Origin of the sequence: Nocardia sp. NPDC024068 (assembly GCF_040638875.1) — a bacterium.
GTDB lineage: Bacteria > Actinomycetota > Actinomycetes > Mycobacteriales > Mycobacteriaceae > Nocardia.
Genome location: NZ_JBEZYU010000019.1, coordinates 45,538 through 62,069 on the forward strand (window position 1 = coordinate 45,538; position 16,532 = coordinate 62,069).

At 68.3% G+C, this 16,532-nt stretch carries 18 protein-coding genes; 1 reads left to right on the plus strand and 17 read right to left on the minus strand.

Annotated features, from left to right (window positions below; all coding sequences use genetic code 11):
* Positions 1 to 11: 11 nt before the first annotated feature.
* Positions 12 to 656 carry a LysE family translocator gene (locus AB0F41_RS17035; RefSeq protein ID WP_357424723.1) on the minus strand — a complete coding sequence of 215 codons (645 nt, stop codon included), beginning with the start codon at positions 654 to 656 and terminating at the stop codon, positions 12 to 14.
* A gap of 62 nt (positions 657 to 718) precedes the next feature.
* Positions 719 to 1,180: a hypothetical protein gene (locus tag AB0F41_RS17040; RefSeq protein ID WP_357424725.1), complete on the minus strand. Its 462-nt coding sequence runs from the start codon at positions 1,178 to 1,180 to the stop codon at positions 719 to 721.
* Between the two features lie 280 nt (positions 1,181 to 1,460).
* Here AB0F41_RS17040 and AB0F41_RS17045 point away from each other — a divergent pair, with 280 nt between their 5' ends.
* Positions 1,461 to 2,105, plus strand: a complete 645-nt coding sequence (locus tag AB0F41_RS17045) for a hypothetical protein (RefSeq protein WP_357424727.1) — start codon at positions 1,461 to 1,463, stop codon at positions 2,103 to 2,105.
* A 37-nt stretch (positions 2,106 to 2,142) separates the two neighbouring features.
* On the opposite strand, the gene AB0F41_RS17050 is transcribed toward AB0F41_RS17045, so the two are convergent.
* From AB0F41_RS17050 to AB0F41_RS17120, 15 genes are all read right to left on the minus strand, one after another.
* Entirely contained in the window at positions 2,143 to 2,904 is a 762-nt protein-coding gene (locus AB0F41_RS17050; protein WP_357424729.1) for a DUF6390 family protein, read from the minus strand.
* The gene (locus tag AB0F41_RS17055) at positions 2,901 to 3,929 is read right to left on the minus strand and encodes a HoxN/HupN/NixA family nickel/cobalt transporter (RefSeq protein WP_357424817.1); all 1,029 of its coding nucleotides are present in this window, start codon (positions 3,927 to 3,929) and stop codon (positions 2,901 to 2,903) included. Before AB0F41_RS17055 ends, AB0F41_RS17050 begins: the two co-directional genes overlap by 4 nt.
* Positions 3,930 to 4,052: 123 nt before the next feature.
* Positions 4,053 to 5,135: a hydrogenase expression/formation protein HypE gene (hypE, locus tag AB0F41_RS17060; RefSeq protein WP_357424731.1), complete on the minus strand. Its 1,083-nt coding sequence runs from the start codon at positions 5,133 to 5,135 to the stop codon at positions 4,053 to 4,055.
* A complete protein-coding gene (hypD, locus tag AB0F41_RS17065; protein ID WP_357424733.1) occupies positions 5,128 to 6,240 on the minus strand; it encodes a hydrogenase formation protein HypD in 1,113 nt (370 codons plus the stop codon). Before hypD ends, hypE begins: the two co-directional genes overlap by 8 nt.
* Entirely contained in the window at positions 6,237 to 6,584 is a 348-nt protein-coding gene (locus AB0F41_RS17070) for a HypC/HybG/HupF family hydrogenase formation chaperone (RefSeq protein ID WP_357424735.1), read from the minus strand. Before AB0F41_RS17070 ends, hypD begins: the two co-directional genes overlap by 4 nt.
* 18 nt (positions 6,585 to 6,602) lie before the next feature.
* Entirely contained in the window at positions 6,603 to 8,873 is a 2,271-nt protein-coding gene (gene hypF / locus AB0F41_RS17075; RefSeq protein WP_357424737.1) for a carbamoyltransferase HypF, read from the minus strand.
* Positions 8,870 to 9,112, minus strand: coding sequence for a HypC/HybG/HupF family hydrogenase formation chaperone (locus AB0F41_RS17080; protein ID WP_357424739.1), 243 nt, complete (start codon positions 9,110 to 9,112; stop codon positions 8,870 to 8,872). Before AB0F41_RS17080 ends, hypF begins: the two co-directional genes overlap by 4 nt.
* A 2-nt stretch (positions 9,113 to 9,114) precedes the next feature.
* On the minus strand, positions 9,115 to 9,579 hold the full coding sequence (locus AB0F41_RS17085; protein ID WP_357424741.1) for a hydrogenase maturation protease: 465 nt from the start codon (positions 9,577 to 9,579) through the stop codon (positions 9,115 to 9,117).
* 13 nt (positions 9,580 to 9,592) lie between these two features.
* Positions 9,593 to 9,910: a hypothetical protein gene (locus tag AB0F41_RS17090; RefSeq protein WP_357424743.1), complete on the minus strand. Its 318-nt coding sequence runs from the start codon at positions 9,908 to 9,910 to the stop codon at positions 9,593 to 9,595.
* A 155-nt stretch (positions 9,911 to 10,065) separates the two neighbouring features.
* A complete protein-coding gene (locus AB0F41_RS17095; protein WP_357424745.1) occupies positions 10,066 to 11,391 on the minus strand; it encodes a hypothetical protein in 1,326 nt (441 codons plus the stop codon).
* Positions 11,388 to 12,035 carry a DUF6084 family protein gene (locus AB0F41_RS17100; protein WP_357424747.1) on the minus strand — a complete coding sequence of 216 codons (648 nt, stop codon included), beginning with the start codon at positions 12,033 to 12,035 and terminating at the stop codon, positions 11,388 to 11,390. Before AB0F41_RS17100 ends, AB0F41_RS17095 begins: the two co-directional genes overlap by 4 nt.
* Complete coding sequence (locus AB0F41_RS17105; RefSeq protein ID WP_357424749.1) at positions 12,032 to 12,661, minus strand: DUF5947 family protein; 630 nt, start codon at positions 12,659 to 12,661, stop codon at positions 12,032 to 12,034. Before AB0F41_RS17105 ends, AB0F41_RS17100 begins: the two co-directional genes overlap by 4 nt.
* Positions 12,658 to 13,572: a NifU family protein gene (locus tag AB0F41_RS17110; RefSeq protein WP_357424751.1), complete on the minus strand. Its 915-nt coding sequence runs from the start codon at positions 13,570 to 13,572 to the stop codon at positions 12,658 to 12,660. Before AB0F41_RS17110 ends, AB0F41_RS17105 begins: the two co-directional genes overlap by 4 nt.
* A 32-nt stretch (positions 13,573 to 13,604) precedes the next feature.
* Entirely contained in the window at positions 13,605 to 15,401 is a 1,797-nt protein-coding gene (locus AB0F41_RS17115; RefSeq protein ID WP_357424752.1) for a nickel-dependent hydrogenase large subunit, read from the minus strand.
* An 11-nt stretch (positions 15,402 to 15,412) separates the two neighbouring features.
* Complete coding sequence (locus AB0F41_RS17120) at positions 15,413 to 16,468, minus strand: hydrogenase expression protein HypE (RefSeq protein WP_357424753.1); 1,056 nt, start codon at positions 16,466 to 16,468, stop codon at positions 15,413 to 15,415.
* Between the last annotated feature and the right edge of the window lie 64 nt (positions 16,469 to 16,532).

The following is a 16,532-nucleotide window of genomic DNA, read 5'->3' on the forward strand; positions in this document are numbered from 1 at the left end:
TCCGAACCTCCTCAGCGGCCGGAGAGGGCCGGTTCCACCGCCACCGACGCACCGAGTCCGACGATCAGCGCCCCGCCGGCGCCGCCGACGGCTTCCAGCCGCTTGGGCGAGCGCGCGAACCAGTCGCGTGCCGCGGCGGCGAGCAACGCCCACGCGCTATCGCTCACCAGCGCGATCACCAGGAACACCCACCCGAGCACCAGGAGTTGCAGCGGAATCGATCCGGACGCCGCATCGGTGAAATGCGGCAGCACCGCGGCGAAGAAGACGATCGCCTTCGGGTTCGTCACACCCACCACGACGCTCTGCCGGAACACCCGGCTCCCGCTCGCCGGAGGCGCGGGCGCACCCAATACCTCGCGTAACGCCTTCCGCTCCCGGATCGCCTGCACACCGAGGTGGATCAGATACAGCGCCCCCGCCACCTTCACGATCGCCATGGCCGTGGCGGACGCCGCCAGTACCGCACCCAGCCCGACTGCCACGAACAGCAACGCGATCTGCACTCCCAGGGTGTGGCCGAGCACCGAGATCAACGCCGCCCGCCGCCCCAGCGTGAGCGCGCGTCCGATGGTGAACAACACCCCGGGTCCGGGAACGATGATGAGGAGGGTGGCCGCGATGACGAAGGCGAGCAGATTGGCGGTGGGAACCATCACCGGATCCTATGCTCGCGAAGAGTTTCCGGCCGTGGATCCGCGGCCGGAAACCCGGCGCCTCAGGCGGCGGCGGGCCGATCGATCGAACCGGTGGGGTCCCGCCGGGCAATGCGATACGGGAGTGCGTACAGGTACAGCCCGGAGAAGAGGAGCAGGGCGAGCGGGATGAGCGGGAGATAGGACACCCAGACGACCGGTTCCGGGAGTGACAGTGCGACGAAGGTCGCGAGCACCGTCGCAGTGAAGGCGAGGGCGCCCCAGCGGTGCAGTTGCCGGACCCGGGGCGCCGACGAGCGAGCCGGAGACCGCCGCGATACGCCGTCGGCTCGCCGGATCGCGGCGAGATGCCGCACGTACAGGTAGAGGCCGGAGAACAGCAGCACCGCGAGCGGGGGTAACGGCAGGTAGGACACCCACACCGGCCCCTGTAGCGCCAGCGCCGCCACGGTGATAACCACGGTCGCCGTGAAGACAACCGCCAGCACGCGGTGTGTCCGCCGGACCTGCCTGTTCCAGTTCATCGCATCCTCCTCGGACCGGCTCGCGTCCTCGGCGACCTGCCGCGCGAGTTCGATGCCGACGACGCTATCGGCGGCGCTGCGACCAGCACTTCTCGATTCCTGATCAGTTGTTTGCCGGGACGAACGCGGCAGACCGGGCGGAAGTGTCGCCGCGCACCGGACGCTCGCTCCCGGCCGCGGTGAAAAGATGACCGAAGTGCGACAACCATCGTGACTTTGCCGCGACCCTTTCGTAATCTAACGGTGATCTTGTCTCCGAGCGTTACGAGTGGTCACGATTATGCCTGGTCAACATCGCAAACCGGCCCGAACACAGAAGTTCGTACCGCTGGCCGGAAGCGCCTTCGCGGCGACAGCGGTGATTGCCCTGTCGGTGATGTCCCGTCCCGGGCCGGCGCCTCAACCGGCCGCCGCGGCGGCCGTGGATTCGGCGGAGGTTCCGGCGGCCGGCCTCGGGAAGGCCCCGGAGACGGATCCCGGAGCGGCGCGGGCGGTCGCCGCCGCCGACCGGCCGCGGGAGCCCGCCAGATACGCGAAACGGCTCGCGCCCCCACCACCGCCCCCGGTCGCGTGCTCGACCGAACTCGCCGGCGCCCAGCCGCACGTGGCGCAGGTGGGCAATCTGATCAACAAGACATTCGGGGCCGACGATATCGGTGGCGCCAACGGCCGGTACGACGGTGAGCACGGCGCCGGCCTGGCGCTGGATTTCATGACGTCCGACCCCGCGCACGGCGACGCGATCGCGGATTTCGTGCTGGCCAACAAAGAACGTTTCGGGGTGACCTACGTGATCTGGCAGCAGCGCTACAACGACGGCAGCGGCTGGAGCTATATGGAGGACCGCGGAAGCCCTACCCAGAACCACTACGACCATGTGCACGTATCGTTCGATTCGGCCGCCGACGTGGCCGTGACCTGCTGACCCGATACTGCGCGAAGAATCCGGATTTGCCCGGCGCTCACGCGGGCGGAAGTAACGGAGCGGGAGCCGGTGACCGCATGAGCCTGCGGTTCGTGGCACGCAACTGCCATTCGGTGGTCGCGGCCAGCATGTACGCCCGGACGGGCGTCAACCGGCCGCATATCCGGTCCCAATGCAATGCGACCCGCTCTCCCGGTGCGGCCTCGGACAGCGCCGGGAAATCGTCGATCCCCACCGGAATCCGCCGCGTCTCGGGTGCGGCCAGCCGTAACCGGCGGCCGTCGAACTCCAGTCGAGGACTGTCGACCACGAGATGGTCGTCCGCACGCGCCCGGACCGTGCCCCAGCTGATCCGGCAGTTGTCGAGCACGCGCAGCGGCTGATCACCGCCCCGGCCGAGCAGCCGGGTCCACGGGTAGATACCGAATACATGGAAGCAGTGGTTCGGCGCCGCCTCGTCGGCCAGGGCGCCGTCGGTCAGATGGTTCCAGTAATGCCCCGCCGCCGGGCCGATCACCGCCAGCAAACCGGCGACGAAACCCGCCCGATCCAACCGTGACCCGATACCACCGCCGAGCCAATACGACTCCACCAGGCGCTCATCCAGCGGGTCACCGATACCGGTCATGCGTGACATCACCCGCAGATACGGCCACGCTCCGGTGAATGTGCGTGCGACGGCACGGATCTCCGCGGGCGACCCGTCCCGTAACGCGGTCGTTCCGGCCGGCCCGCAATAACCGAGCCGGTTGGGCTCGGCGGCGAACCTCGCGAATATCTCCGCGCCCCGCGCGTTCACGGATCCACCGGAACTTCGGGCTGCCAGCGTCGTTCGACATCGCCCAGACGCCACACCGCGATCGCCACCGCCCAGGTGAGCACGAACAGCCCGACGATGATGAAGCCCATCGCACCGAGGTCGAGAGCACCGACCCAGGCCAGCGGGCCGGTGGTGAGGTCCAGTTTCTCGGTCATGATCGAGATGATCTCCTGGGCGCCGATCAGCAGCGCCACCGCGACCGACAGTCCGGTGACCACGATGTTGTAGTAGATCTTGCGCACTGGCCGGGCGAACGCCCAGCCGTAGGCGTAGTTCATGAAGGTGCCGTCCAGCGCGTCGAACAGCGACATGCCCGCCGAGAACAGCACGGGCAGTACCAGAATCGTGTACCAGGGCAGATCGGTGGCGGCGGCGCCACCCGCGATGACCAGCAACCCGACCTCGGTGACGGTATCGAAGCCGAGCCCGAACAGCAGGCCGACCGGATACATCTGCCACGGCTTGCGCACGGCACGCATCAGCGGGCCGAACATCCGGTTCAGCGCGCCCCGGTCGTCCAGGCGGCGTTCGAGTTCGGCCTCGTCGTAGCGGCCCTGCCGCATCCCGCGGAAAACCCGCCAGATCCCGATCAGCGAGACCAGATTCAGCAACCCGATGAGAATCAGGAAGGTACCGGAGACGCTGGTGCCGAACACACCGGTCCACTGCTGCAACCGCGAATTCTCGTTCTCGAGGTTGGCGGCGAGCGCTTTCACTCCGGCCGCCAGCAGGGCGACGAGCGCGAAGACGATGGTGGAATGACCGAGCGAGAACCAGAACCCGACCGACATGGGTTTCTGGTTCTCGGCGACGAGTTTGCGGGTCGTGTTGTCGATGGCGGCGATATGGTCGGCATCGAACGCGTGCCGGACGCCGAGGGTGTAGGCGGTGATACCGAGGCCGACGCCGAAAACCGCGCCGTCGACCATATAACCGCCGGGCACCACCAAGAACAGCAGTGCGCCGAATCCGATCAGGTGCAGCGCCAGGATGGCCAGGCCCATACCCGCGACGCTGCGCCGCTGCGCCGCCTCGAGATCCGACCATCCGGCCCGTACGGCCGCCGCCGATACCCCCACGTGGGCACCTCTTTTCCATCCCGGCGACGGACCGGACGGTCCGCCGTGTCAACAGATTCGCGGTAACTGCTCCCCTGCGGGAAGATCCACCACCCGGGTGCCGCCCAGCGCGGTCCGCGCGACAACCATTCCCGGATGTTCCGCCACGCAGACGCCGATCACCGCGGCACGGGCCCCGAGCGGATGCGCACGCATCGCCTCCAGCACTCGCTCCGCGTCACCGGGCGGCACGAAGGCGATCAGTTTGCCCTCGTTGGCGACGTAGAGGGGATCGAGCCCGAGAAGCCCGCAGGCATCACGCACCGCGGCGGGCACCGGCAGCACGGTTTCGTCCAGTGCGACCCCGATATCGGCGGCGCGAGCGATCTCGTTCACCGTGGCGGCCACTCCGCCGCGGGTGGGATCACGCAGAGTGTGCACATCCGCCCCGGTCGCCAGCATCGCGGCCACCAGCCCGTTCAGCGGCGCGGTATCGCTGAGCACGGTGGTCCCGAATTCGAGGCCCTCCCGGCAGCTCATCACCGCGATCCCGTGGACGCCGATATCGCCGCTGATCAGCACCACATCGCCGGGCCGCGCACGCTGGGGCCGGATATCGACACCCTCGTCGACCACGCCGATACCCGCGGTGTTGACGAAGATACCGTCGCCGTGACCGGCGTCGACCACCTTCGTATCGCCGGTCACCAGCTTCACGCCGGCCGCCGACGCCGCCGTGCCGACCGCCTCGGCGACCGCGGCGATCTCCGACAGGGCGGTGCCCTCTTCGAGAATGAAGGCGGTGGACAGGGCCAGCGGGCGGGCTCCGGCCATCGCCAGATCGTTGACCGTTCCGTTCACCGCGAGCTCGCCGATCGAACCACCCGGGAACACGAGCGGCTTCACGACGAAGGAATCGGTGGAGAACGCCAGCCGGGTCCCGCCGACCGTCACCACCGCCGAATCCCCCATCCCGGCGTCGGCCGCGGGACCGAAGGCCGGCAGGAACAGATGCTCGATCAGTTCGCCCGACATCGCCCCGCCACCGCCGTGGCCCATCACGATAGTGGGTGAATCACGCAGCGGTATCGGGCAGACCCACCCGTCCGCGTCGATGGTGGCCGCCCCGCTCATGTTCCGGTCCTCACGCATGGGCCACCTCCGCGGGCTGGTCCAGGCGCCGATAGAGGTAGTAGGCGGCGCACGCGCCCTCGGAGGACACCATCGTGGCGCCCAGCGGGTTGCGTGGTGTGCACTGGGTACCGAAAGCCGCGCATTCGTTGGGTTTGATCAGGCCCTGCAGCACCTCCCCCGACCGGCAGACCGACGATTCCGCGGTACGCAGATCGCCGACGGAGAACCGGTATTCGGCGTCGAAGTCGCGGTAGCGGGGCGCCAGCCGCCAGCCGCTGCCGGGGATCATCCCGATACCGCGCCAGGCCCGGTCGGTGACCTCGAAGACATCGTCCAGCATGGCCTTGGCGGCCGGATTGCCCGCGTCGGACACCGCACGCGGATAGGCGTTCTCGACCTCGTGCCGGCCCGACTCCAGTTGCGCCACGGTGCGGCGGATACCTTCGAGGATGTCCAGCGGTTCGAAACCGGTGACCACCATCGGCACCTCGTACCGCTGCGCCAGCGGCGGATACTCCCGGGTGCCCATCACCGTGCACACGTGCCCGGCCAGCAGGAAGGCCTGCACCCGGCACTGCGGCGATTCCATGATCGCGGCGATCGCCGGGGGTACCAGCACATGCGAGACCAGGAGCGAGAAGTTCTCGATCCCCAGCCGCTCGGCCTGATAGACGGTCATCGCGTTGGCGGGTGCGGTGGTCTCGAAACCGATACCGAAGAAGACGACCTGCCGATCCGGGTTGGCTCTGGCCAACTCCAGGGCGTCCAGCGGCGAGTACACCACCCGGACATCCCCGCCCTCGCTCTTGACGTGGAACAGATCCTTCTTGCTGCCCGGGACGCGGAGCATATCGCCGAACGAGCAGAAGATGACTCCTGGGCGGGCGGCGATCTCGAGCGCCTTGTCGATCACTTCGAGCGGTGTCACGCACACCGGGCAGCCCGGGCCGTGGATCATCTCGATCCGGTCCGGCAGCAGTTGGTCGATCCCGTGCCGGATGATCGAATGGGTCTGCCCGCCACACACTTCCATGATGGCCCAGCGGCGGTCGGTGGTGGCCCGGATTCTCTCGAGGAGATGCCGGGCCAGTTGTGGATCGCTGAATTCGTCCAGGTATTTCATAACTCCTCCTCGGGGTCGCGCGGCCGCGTCGCTGCCTCAGGGCCACGCTGCCGCGTCTCCGGGTTCTCCTCGCCCGCCTGCGCGGCGGCGAGGGCGAAACCGTCCGCGAACTCCTCTTTCAGGACGCCGAGGTGTTCGAATTCGGCCAGGGTCTCGAGCGCGGACTTCTCGTCCAGCCGCTGGATCGCGAAGCCGACGTGGACGACGACGTAGTCGCCGATCGCCGCGTCCGGGATGTATTGCAGGCAGACGTCCTTGTGCACGCCGCCGAAGTCGACGACCGACATCAGGGTGCCGTCGCGCTCCTCGAGGCTGAGCACCTTTCCGGGAACTGCAAGGCACATCGTGTTCCTCCTCTCCGCTCAGCCCGCGGCGGCCGCGAGCACCTGCCCGAATGCGAGGCCGCCGTCGTTGGGCGGCAGTCTGCGATGGGTGAGCACTGTGAATCCGTGATCCCGCAGCAGTTGCCGGGTCGTGGAGAGCAACAGTGCGTTCTGGAAGACGCCGCCCGACAGCGCGACGATCCGGTCCGGCGCCGCGAAGGCCAGCGCGGTTTCGAGGACCGAGCGGGCGAGGGCGGCGTGGAAGCGGGCGCCGATCGTCGCCGCCGGTATCCCGGTCGCCGCGTCGGCGACCACCGCGGCGATCACCGGAGCGGGATCGATCGGCGCCGGATCCACGCCGGTATCGAGCGCGAACCGGTACGTGGTGTCACCGGGGTCCGCGCCGCGGGAGAGCGCTTCGAATTCGATGGCGGCCTGCGCCTCGTAGTCGACGATGTGGCACACCCCGGCCAGCGACGCCACCGCGTCGAACAATCTGCCGACGCTGGATGTCGGAACACATCCCAGTCCGCTGGTGAACTGGTGCGCGAGTACCGCGCGCTCCGCCTCCGGGCACGCGGCGACCGCGGCGATATCCGGCGCCCAGTCGATTCCGGCGGCCCACAGATGCGCCAGCGCCATGCGGTAGGGCCGGTGCACCGAGACATCGCCACCGGCCAGTGGCACATACGCCAGATGGGCCAGGCGCCGGTAACCCTTGTAACCGGCGGCGAGGATCTCACCGCCCCAGATCGCGCCGTCGGGCCCGAAGCCGGTGCCGTCGAACGCGATCCCCAGCACGGTATCGGTGACGCCCAGCCCGTTCTCGCCCATCACGGCGGCGATATGCGCGTGGTGGTGCTGGACCGTACGCACGGGACGGTTCCCCGCGTGCCGGCGAGCCCACTCCGTGGAGCGGTAACCGGGGTGGGTATCCGCGACCAGTTGGGTGGGTGACACCCCGGTCAGCTCCTCGAGGTGGCGTTCCGTGGCCCCGAAGGCGCGCAGCGTCGCCAGATCGTCCATATCTCCGACGTGCTGGCTCAGCCAGGCGTAGCGACCGTCGGCGACGGCGCAGACGTTCTTCAGATCGGCACCCACGGCCAGGGTCGGCGGGATCGGCGCCGGTAGCGCGAGCGGCATCGGCGCGTAGCCGCGCGAGCGGCGCACCGGCGACTCGACGCCGTCGACCAGACGGATCACCGAATCGTCGCAGGGCACCAGGATGCGGCGGTCGTGCCACAGCCATCCGTCGGCCAGTTCGGCGAGGCGGTCCCGGGCATCCGCGTCGTCGAAACAGATCGGTTCGCCGCTGCGATTGCCCGAGGTCATCACCAGCACGTTCGGGCCCACCGGATCACCGGGCAGGCCGAACAGCAACGTATGCAGCGGGGTATAGGCCAGCAGCACACCGAGATCGGGGTTGTGCGGTGCGACCGCTTCGGCCAGCGGACGACCCGCCCGCGGCAGCAGCACGATGGGCCGTTGCGGCCCGGTGAGCAGCGCGGCGGCCGCTGCGTCGACGCTGGCGATCTCCCGCGCCGCCGCAAGGTCCGGCGCCATCACGGCGAAAGGTTTGTCGCCGCGGCGTTTACGGCGCCGCAGTTCGGCGACCGCCACGGCATCGGCCGCATCGCACGCCAGGTGGTAGCCGCCGACGCCCTTCACCGCCAGGATTCCGCCGGCGCGCAGCAGTTCGCGGGCCGCGGCGAGCGGTGCGCCACCGCCCGGCCCCGCGTAGAACAGGCGGGGACCGCAGTCGGAGCAGGCGATGGGTTGTGCGTGGAAACGGCGGTCGGTGGGGTCGTGGTATTCGCGGGCACAGCGGTCGCACATCGGAAAGTCGGCCATGGAGGTGCGGGCCCGGTCGTAGGGTAACGCGGCGATGATGGTGAACCGGGGCCCGCAATTGGTGCAGTTCACGAACGGGTGGCGATAACGCCGGTCGGCGGGGTCGCGCAATTCCGCTTCGCAGTCGGCGCACAGCGCGATATCGGGGGACGCGAGGGTGCGGCCGCCACCGCGAGTGGTCCCGGCGATCTCGAATCCGGTACCGCCCCGGACCGGGATCTCGGCACGCTCCACCGATTCGACCACGGCCAGCGGCGGCGGTGCGCATCGCAGCCGCCGCTCGAATTCGTCGAGATCGGCCGGTGCGCCCTCGACCTCGATGACAACGCCACTGCTGTCGTTGGACACCCGTCCGCTCAACGCCGATTCGGCCGCGGTGGTGTACACGAACGGCCGGAAGCCCACGCCCTGCACGACGCCGCGCACCACGAACCGGCGGCGGGCCCGCTCGGCCGTCACGGCTGCTCACCGCTCCCGAGCAGACGCAGCCCGGCCATGGCCTCGGCGGCCCCCGCCTCGTCGGTCTTGTCGACCGCGAATCCCATATGGATGATCACCCAGTCACCGGGCCGCGCCGGATCGTCCTCGAGCAGGCCGATATTCACCCGGCGTTCCTCGCCGGACACGTCCACCAGCGCGATCTGCCGGTGGTATCCGTCGGGTATCCCGACCACCCGGCCGGGGATTCCGAGGCACATGATCACACCTCCTGAGGTAGGCGGAGCAGTTCGGCGACCACACCGCGTACCGCTTCTACTGCCGCGTCCACCGCGTTCTCGACCGGAGCGGACAGGCCGATCCGCTCGTCCACCGACTCGACCTGACATCCGACGATCACGGTCGGCGGTACCGTGCCGCCCAGCGCCCGGACACCGGCGAACACCGCGTCCGGGTTCATCGCGTGCGCGTCGAGCCCCATCGCGGTGGCCCCGCCGGTCTCGGCGCGCAACACCTCCACCTGCCCGGGTGTGCCACGATCGGGTACCGCGTCGACCAGGACCAGCGCGTCCCAGCCGTCGAGCAGGTCGTAGGCCAGATGCATCCCGCGGATGCCGTAGTCCACCACCCGCACACCTGGGTCCGGGTGGGCCGGCAGCCGTCGCACCACGTCGGGTCCGAAGCCGTCGTCGCCGAGGAAGATATTGCCGATCCCGGCGATCAGCACGGTATCCGTCGGCTCACCCCTCTCCTTCGGCCGGCGCTGTCGCCCCGCCGACTTTCTTGTCGTCGACCTGCCCGGTCGCCGTCTCGCCCGGCTCGTTCGCCGTGGCCTTCCGCTCGTCGTAGGGCGGCACGGGCGGTTCGCTGCCGGGAGCCGGCTCCGAGGTGAACTCGGCCTCTCGCTCGGCGGCTTCGTCGTGCGCGGAGGTCGTCTCCTCGTGCCCGAGATCACCGGATTCGCGATCGGTGGCTCCGGCCGCCGCGGTATCCGCACCGGTATCGCGGGAGCCCGGCTCGCCGCGTGCCTGCTGGGGTTCTTCCCTGGGTTCCTGCATCATGTCTCCTTCCGATCCGCCGCTACATATGCCGGATCCGCAGGTACCTCCGGAGATCCGGTACCGACCGCACGCCGAGGTAGACACCGGCTGCCGCCAGTACCGCCACCGCCGCGGTCGCGATCACTCCCACTGTCTCCATCACGAACTTCCTTTCACTTCTCGGGACCGTCGAGCGGCTCCAGTTCGTCGGGCGCGAAATAGAGATAGCGGCCGAACCATTCGTGCAGTTCGGCTGCCGGGTCGTCGTCCAGCACGACTCCGACGTGCGACTCCCCGTCGACGTCCTGGTGCACCGAGACAACGCGGGCGGCGGCGCCGTCGACGAACAGATCCTGGGCATCGGCCCGCCGGGCGGGATGCAGCCGGACCCGGCTGCCCCGGTGCACCAGCACGCCTGCCACCGCGACCGCGTCGGTATCCGGACGGACAGCGCCGTCGGCCACCGGGTCCCACCAGTCGAATCCGTCCGGTACCTCGGGTACCGGGCGTGGGCGGTCGAGCCCCGGCTCCCGCAGCACACCGTGCAGCTGCCGCATCGTGTCCGGGGATACGGAGTCGCAACGGTCGATGATGTCGGCCGCGCGCGGATCGGTCGCCCGCGCCTGTGCCTTCTCCTCGTCGGTCATCGTCATCACCCGCAGGGTCAGGATCTCGTCGATCTCGGTGGAGTCGAACAGCTCACCCGCGCTCTCCTGCGCGATCTCGGGGTGGTCGTAGAGGATGATCGGCGAGATCAGCAGCAGGCTGTGATCGCCCGGCGGGCCCGCGAGCACCGGGAAACACCGGTTCCGGGTGCAGCGGCCGACCGCCGTCGCCGCATCCGTGGGCGGATCCAGCAACGATATGAACCGTCCGTCGGCGAGCTGCCCGAGGACATGCGCACCGATCAGCGAGCGCGCGATGGCATCCTGGGGACCGCTCGCGGGCGGGCCCGTATTGCGGACCTCCGCGGTGAGCCGCAGGAACCGGCCGTCGCGCTCGGCGGCGAGCGCGAACTCGCCCGTGAGCGCCTGCCGGGTTCGCACCAGCGCCCCGACCGGCTGCCCCGCGGTATCGGTGATCTCCTCGGTATCGGTACCCTCGGGCACCGTCAGCGGCCGGACGAAGGGTTCCACTGCCGCCGGCCCCACGACGATCTCCTGCGGGACGGCCTCGTCCCAGGACAGCCACGATCGCGTGCCGGCGGCCAGTTCGGCGCGTGGACGGCCGGTGCGGTCGACCACTTGCCGCCGCTGGAGCCGGAGGAACCGGATCGTCCATGTCACCGTCGGTTCCGTTCCCGGTTCGAGCAGTAGCCCGGCCGACAGGGACGGTTCCTCGCCGAATCCGGCCGCGGCCGCGCGCGGCGGGCCCAATACGCCGAACTGCCAGCGCGAGATGTTCTTACGCGCATTCGCCCGGTAGGGGTAGAGCAGATAGCCCTCGTAGAGCACCGCGTCGGCGACCGCGCGCGCCCGGTCGAGCGCCCCGGCGTTCACGGTGACTCCTCGCTGCCCGCCAGCAGCCGGGTCACCGCATCGTCGAATCCGAGCAGGCCGTGCCCGGATTTGTAGGCGGCCAGCGCGTCGAGGGTGTCCCGGTGCAGCCGGACCCAGCCGGTGTTCGGGAAATGCGCGGCCATCAGGTCCCGCCAGACCGAGACCGGCATATCGAAGGCGTCCTCGCGATCCCAGGGAATCTGCTGGATCGCGAAGCCGCCGCTGCCTTTGATGAACACCGTCCCGCTGAACAGGAAGAGCAACGGCACCGCGCCGTCGCGCAGGGCGTGCAGGTATTTCGACCCGGTCACTTCGAAGTCGTAGGTACACGGCATCGGCATATCCACCTCGGCGCCGCCGGAGAAACCGGGAACCATGGTGGCGCAGTGCATCCAGAGGAAGGATCGCTGGGTGTCCCGCCAGCGATCACGGGCACCGAACAGGTCGGTCAGCCCCGCGCCCTCTTCGTCGGAGTACCGGCGGCGCGACGGCTGGATCCGTACCTGCGCGCGCAGGGCGATCGCGTGCACGGGTTCGTCCGCGAGCGAGGCGATACCGACCCGGGCGGACAGGATCGGCGCCGCCGAATAGGGCTGCGGACCGATCTCGAGGACCGCGAACGTCGTCGAGTACACGGGACTCATACCGCATCCCGTGCCCGGGCCGAGACCGTCGCGAAGAACTCGTCCAGATAGTCGCGCACATCCTGCCCGCCGTCGAAACCACGCCACAGCAGCCGCATCCGCCCGACGAATTCGTAGCACGCGTCGATCGGGAGCAACAGGCAACTCGCCGCGGCGGTGTCGTTCGCGGGGACGCGGATGAGCAGGGCTTCGACATCGGCGGCGAGCTCGTCCAGTTCCGGATGCCGTCGCAGGATCGTATGCCACTGCGCCAGCGGAAGTTCCGATTCGGTCGCACCCGCCGGACCCGGATAGAAGGCCACGGTCCGATCCGCGGCGGAGTTGCGGAAGAAGAAGGCCAATCCCACCGGTATCTCGAGGGCGTCCCATTCCGCCGGTCCGAGCGTGAACCCGGGAAAGGCGATGTACCGGTCGGGTACCGCTCGGTACCGCATGGTCGCGTGCTGATCCACGAACAGGAGATAGCAGCCCCGGCAGACGCACATCAGCTGCCGGCCTTCGATATCCACCACGTGCTGGTGTTCGCCGGCGATCGGTTCGGCGCACATCTCGCAGCGTTCGCCCGGGCGCGGCACGGGCGGGCGTTCGGCGGCGATCCGGCGCAGCACCCGCGATGGCGTGGTCACCCGGGCACCCCCACCGGCACGGCCACCGACAGCTCACCGGAACGCACCAGTACCGGGAGCGGTTCGAGATGGCCGTCACCATCGATTCGCGCACCGGCCCGGACGATATCGAAATGCGCGCGACAGGTCGGGCAGCGCAGTACTGCGTCGCCGACCGGGAAACCGGCCCGGCGGTGCAGTGCGGCGCCGGCGAGCGAATTCGAGCAGACCGGGCAGTGGTCGCGATAGGCGAACAGGTGCTCATCCACTCGGCAGGCCAGCACGGCGAGCCCGGCGACGGTGAATCCGCCGACCTCGCCGGGAACGAGTTCGGCGAGTTCGGGGACCGCCACCCAGCTGCCCTGCGCATGGTCGTTCGAACGCACCCGCGAGAACAGCGAATCGGCCGAGATCGGCGCCGCCGGTTCCGGTTGCGCGGCCACGGCTTCGACGGCCTCGATCTCCGGTGCCGCGGAACGCACCGCGTCTTCCACGGCCAGCTCCAGCGTCACCGACGACGAGGGGCAACTGCGGCAGCTGCCGGTGAGTTCCAGGCGGACCACCCCGGCTGTTATGCCGACCAGGGTGACATCGCCGCCGTGTGAACCGAGGTAGGGCCGCACACTGTCGAGTGCGGCCCGCACCCTGGCCTCCACGTCGTGCGGATGCAGCCCGTGGACGAGCAGCAGGCTCGCGACCAGATCATCGCGGGCCAGTCGTTCGAGGGTTCCCGCATCCAGCAGGTCGACCACGCGGGCCAATCCCGCGCCGTACAGATCGACGACTTCGCGCACCACCTGCTCGGCGCGCTCACGTGCCGCGGCACCGCCCGCCGAACTCGCCTCCAGCAGCGTCTCGATCCGGTCGCCCGCCGCACGCCACCGTTTCTCGTCGGGTGCTGTGCGGTCCTGTTCCTGCGGGGACGCGTCCACGTCGCCCTCCCGTCGCCGGTACCGATACGGGACTACTCTGGTGTGAGCGCCTGCGTCGGTGAATGCAGTTTCTGCAGGCTCTGCCCCTTACCGAGATACATGTGCACACCGCACGGCAGACAAGGGTCGAAACTGCGCACCGTGCGCATGATGTCGATGCCCTTGAAATGCTCGCGGTCGTTTTCTTCGAAGATCGGCTGCCCCTGCACCGCGTCCTCGTACGGGCCCGGTGTCCCGTAGCTGTCCCGCGGGCTGGCGTTCCACGGGGTGGGCGGATACGGGTGGTAATTCGCGATCTTCCCGTCCCGGATCACCATATGGTGTGACAGCACACCGCGTACGGCCTCGGTGAAACCGCAACCGATCCCCTCTTCGGGGACCTCGAACGATTCCCAGGTCTTCGTGTGGCCGGCCCGGATCTCCGCGAGCGCCTTCTCCGCGAAATGCAGCGCGCAGGCCGCGGCGTAGGCCTGGAAGTAGGTCCGGGCACGGTCGCGTTCGATGGTGTTGCTCCCGTACGCGGGGATCTTCCACTCCAGCGTGACCGGTCCCGCGAGCGCGGTCTTGGGCAGGTGGATCTGCACGCTGTGCCCGGTCGATTTCACGTATCCGATATCGACCAGCTCGGCCAGCGCCGTGGACCACAGCCGGGCCAGTGGACCGCCGCCGGTGTCCAGGGCGAGGTGCTCGTTGCCGTCGAACCAGCGCGGTGACATGACCCAGCTGTACTTGTCCTCCAGATCGCGTTTCTGCGGCTTCGGATTGGTGTGCTGGTTCCAGGGGTGCCGCCGGTCCACCGGATTGCCCAGCGGATCGGTGGCCACGAATGTCTCCTGGTCGGTCCAGTCCTCGTAGTAGGAACTGCCCAGCAGGATGCGCAGGCCCAGATTGATATCGACCAGGGAGGTCGTGATCAGCTTGCCGTCCACCACCACCCCCGGCGTGACGAACATCTTGCGACCCCAGTCCTCCATGTCCCGGTAGGAGAAGTTGCAGAACTCGGGGTCCTGGAACGAACCCCAGCAGCCCAGCAACGTGCGCCGCAGACCCACCTTGTCGTAGCCGGGTATCGCGTCGTAGAAGAAGTCGAACAGATCGTCGTGCATCGGCACGACCTTCTTCATGAACTCGACGTAGCGCATCAGCCTGGTCATGTAGTCGGTCATCAGTTGCACGGTCGCCACCGTCCCCGGGCCGCCGGGGTACAGCGTCGACGGGTGCACATGCCTGCCTTCCATCAGGCAGAACATCTCGCGGGTGTACCTGCTCACCTGCAGGGCCTCCCGATAGAACTCCCCGGTGAACGGGTTGAGTGCGCGCATGATGTCGGCGATCGTGCGGTAGCCGTGTGCCTGCGCCTGCGGTGCCTCGGTTCGCTCGGCCACCGCGAGCACCCCGGGATTGGTCTCGGCGACCATCTTCTCGCAGAAATCCACACCGACCAGGTTCTCCTGGAAGATGTTGTGGTCGAACATGTACTCGGCCGCCTCACCGAGGTTGACGATCCATTCGCCCAGGTGTGGCGGCTGCACTCCGTAGGCCATGTTCTGGCAGTAGCAGGAGCAGGTCGCGTGGTTGTCGCCGCAGATACCGCAGATACGGCTGGTGATGAAATGGGCGTCGCGCGGATCCTTACCGCGCATGAATACCGAGTAGCCACGGAAGATCGACGAGGTGCTGTGGCACTCCACGACTTCGTTGTTGTCGAAGTCGATCTTCGTGTAGATACCGAGACTGCCGACGATGCGGGTGATCGGATCCCACGCCATTTCGACGAGGCTGTCCGGTTCGATCGTCCGATGCGACGGTTCGGGAATGATCTGTGTCATCGCCGGACCTCCTACCAGGTTCGGGTCGCGCCGGTCTCGAGCTTGTCGCCCCTGTGCCGCCAGCGTGGCTCTTTGTCGACGGTACGACCGGTGATGTGACGGAGGCTGCGGACCACCGATCCATAGAGTCCCGAGGCGGCGGAGGACAATTTCCCACCGGGCGGCTCGTCCATGAACGGCATGAATTTGTCGGGGAAGCCGGGCATGGTGCAACCGATGCAGATACCGCCCACGTTCGGACAGCCGCCCACACCGTTGATCCAGCCCCGTTTCGGTACGTTGCATTTGACCACCGGGCCCCAGCACCCCAGTTTCACAATGCATTTCGGTGACCCGTACTCGGTGGCGAAGTCGCCCTCCTCGTAGTAGCCGGCGCGGTCACAACCTTCGTGCACGGTCGCGCCGAACAGCCATTTGGGGCGCAGCGCCTCGTCGAGCGGGATCATCGGAGCCTGGCCGGTGGCGGTGTAGAGCAGGTAGGTGAGTGTCTCCGACAGGTTGTCCGGATGGATGGGGCAGCCGGGGACGCACACTATGGGGATATCGGCCTTGCTCTTCCAATCCCAGCCGAGATAGTCGGGCACGCCCATGGCACCGGTCGGGTTACCGGCCATCGCGTGGATACCGCCGTAGGTCGCGCAGGTTCCGACTGCCACGACGGCCGTGGCCTTCGGGGCGAGACGATCCAGCCATTCGCTGGTCGTCAGGGGCTGACCGGTGGCGGGATCGTTGCCGAATCCGCACCAGTAGCCTTCCTCGTGCAATTGCTCGTTGGGTATCGACCCCTCCACGACCAGCACGAACGGGTCCAGTTCTCCACGGTCTGCCCGGAAGAACCATTCGAGGAAATCGTCGGCCCCGCCGTTGGGACCGCACTCGAAGTCGATGAGCGGCCAGTGCACCGCGACTTGGGGTAGACCGGGTAACGCGCCGAGGGCGATTTCTTCGATACTGGGCTGGGTGGCGGCGGTCAACGCCACCGAATCGCCATCGCAACTGAGGCCGGCGTTGATCCACAGCACGTGGATCAAAGTCTCTTCAGCTCGGACCGCTTCCTGGGTTGGCATGTACTGCCACCTTCCGGAGTCGAAGCGGAGGATGACCGTTCCGGCTCGTATCTCACGGATTTGT

Excerpts from the sequence above, each read along its gene's own strand:
- AB0F41_RS17035 (WP_357424723.1), bottom strand. The coding sequence starts at position 656 with ATGGTTCCCACCGCCAATCTGCTCGCCTTCGTCATCGCGGCCACCCTC.
- AB0F41_RS17040 (WP_357424725.1), bottom strand. The coding sequence starts at position 1,180 with ATGAACTGGAACAGGCAGGTCCGGCGGACACACCGCGTGCTGGCGGTT.
- AB0F41_RS17045 (WP_357424727.1), top strand. The coding sequence starts at position 1,461 with ATGCCTGGTCAACATCGCAAACCGGCCCGAACACAGAAGTTCGTACCG.
- AB0F41_RS17055 (WP_357424817.1), bottom strand. The coding sequence starts at position 3,929 with ATGGGCCTGGCCATCCTGGCGCTGCACCTGATCGGATTCGGCGCACTG.
- hypE (WP_357424731.1), bottom strand. The coding sequence starts at position 5,135 with ATGCGTGAGGACCGGAACATGAGCGGGGCGGCCACCATCGACGCGGAC.
- hypD (WP_357424733.1), bottom strand. The coding sequence starts at position 6,240 with ATGAAATACCTGGACGAATTCAGCGATCCACAACTGGCCCGGCATCTC.
- AB0F41_RS17070 (WP_357424735.1), bottom strand. The coding sequence starts at position 6,584 with ATGTGCCTTGCAGTTCCCGGAAAGGTGCTCAGCCTCGAGGAGCGCGAC.
- AB0F41_RS17080 (WP_357424739.1), bottom strand. The coding sequence starts at position 9,112 with ATGTGCCTCGGAATCCCCGGCCGGGTGGTCGGGATACCCGACGGATAC.
- AB0F41_RS17090 (WP_357424743.1), bottom strand. The coding sequence starts at position 9,910 with ATGCAGGAACCCAGGGAAGAACCCCAGCAGGCACGCGGCGAGCCGGGC.
- AB0F41_RS17100 (WP_357424747.1), bottom strand. The coding sequence starts at position 12,035 with ATGAGTCCCGTGTACTCGACGACGTTCGCGGTCCTCGAGATCGGTCCG.
- AB0F41_RS17115 (WP_357424752.1), bottom strand. The coding sequence starts at position 15,401 with ATGACACAGATCATTCCCGAACCGTCGCATCGGACGATCGAACCGGAC.
- AB0F41_RS17120 (WP_357424753.1), bottom strand. The coding sequence starts at position 16,468 with ATGCCAACCCAGGAAGCGGTCCGAGCTGAAGAGACTTTGATCCACGTG.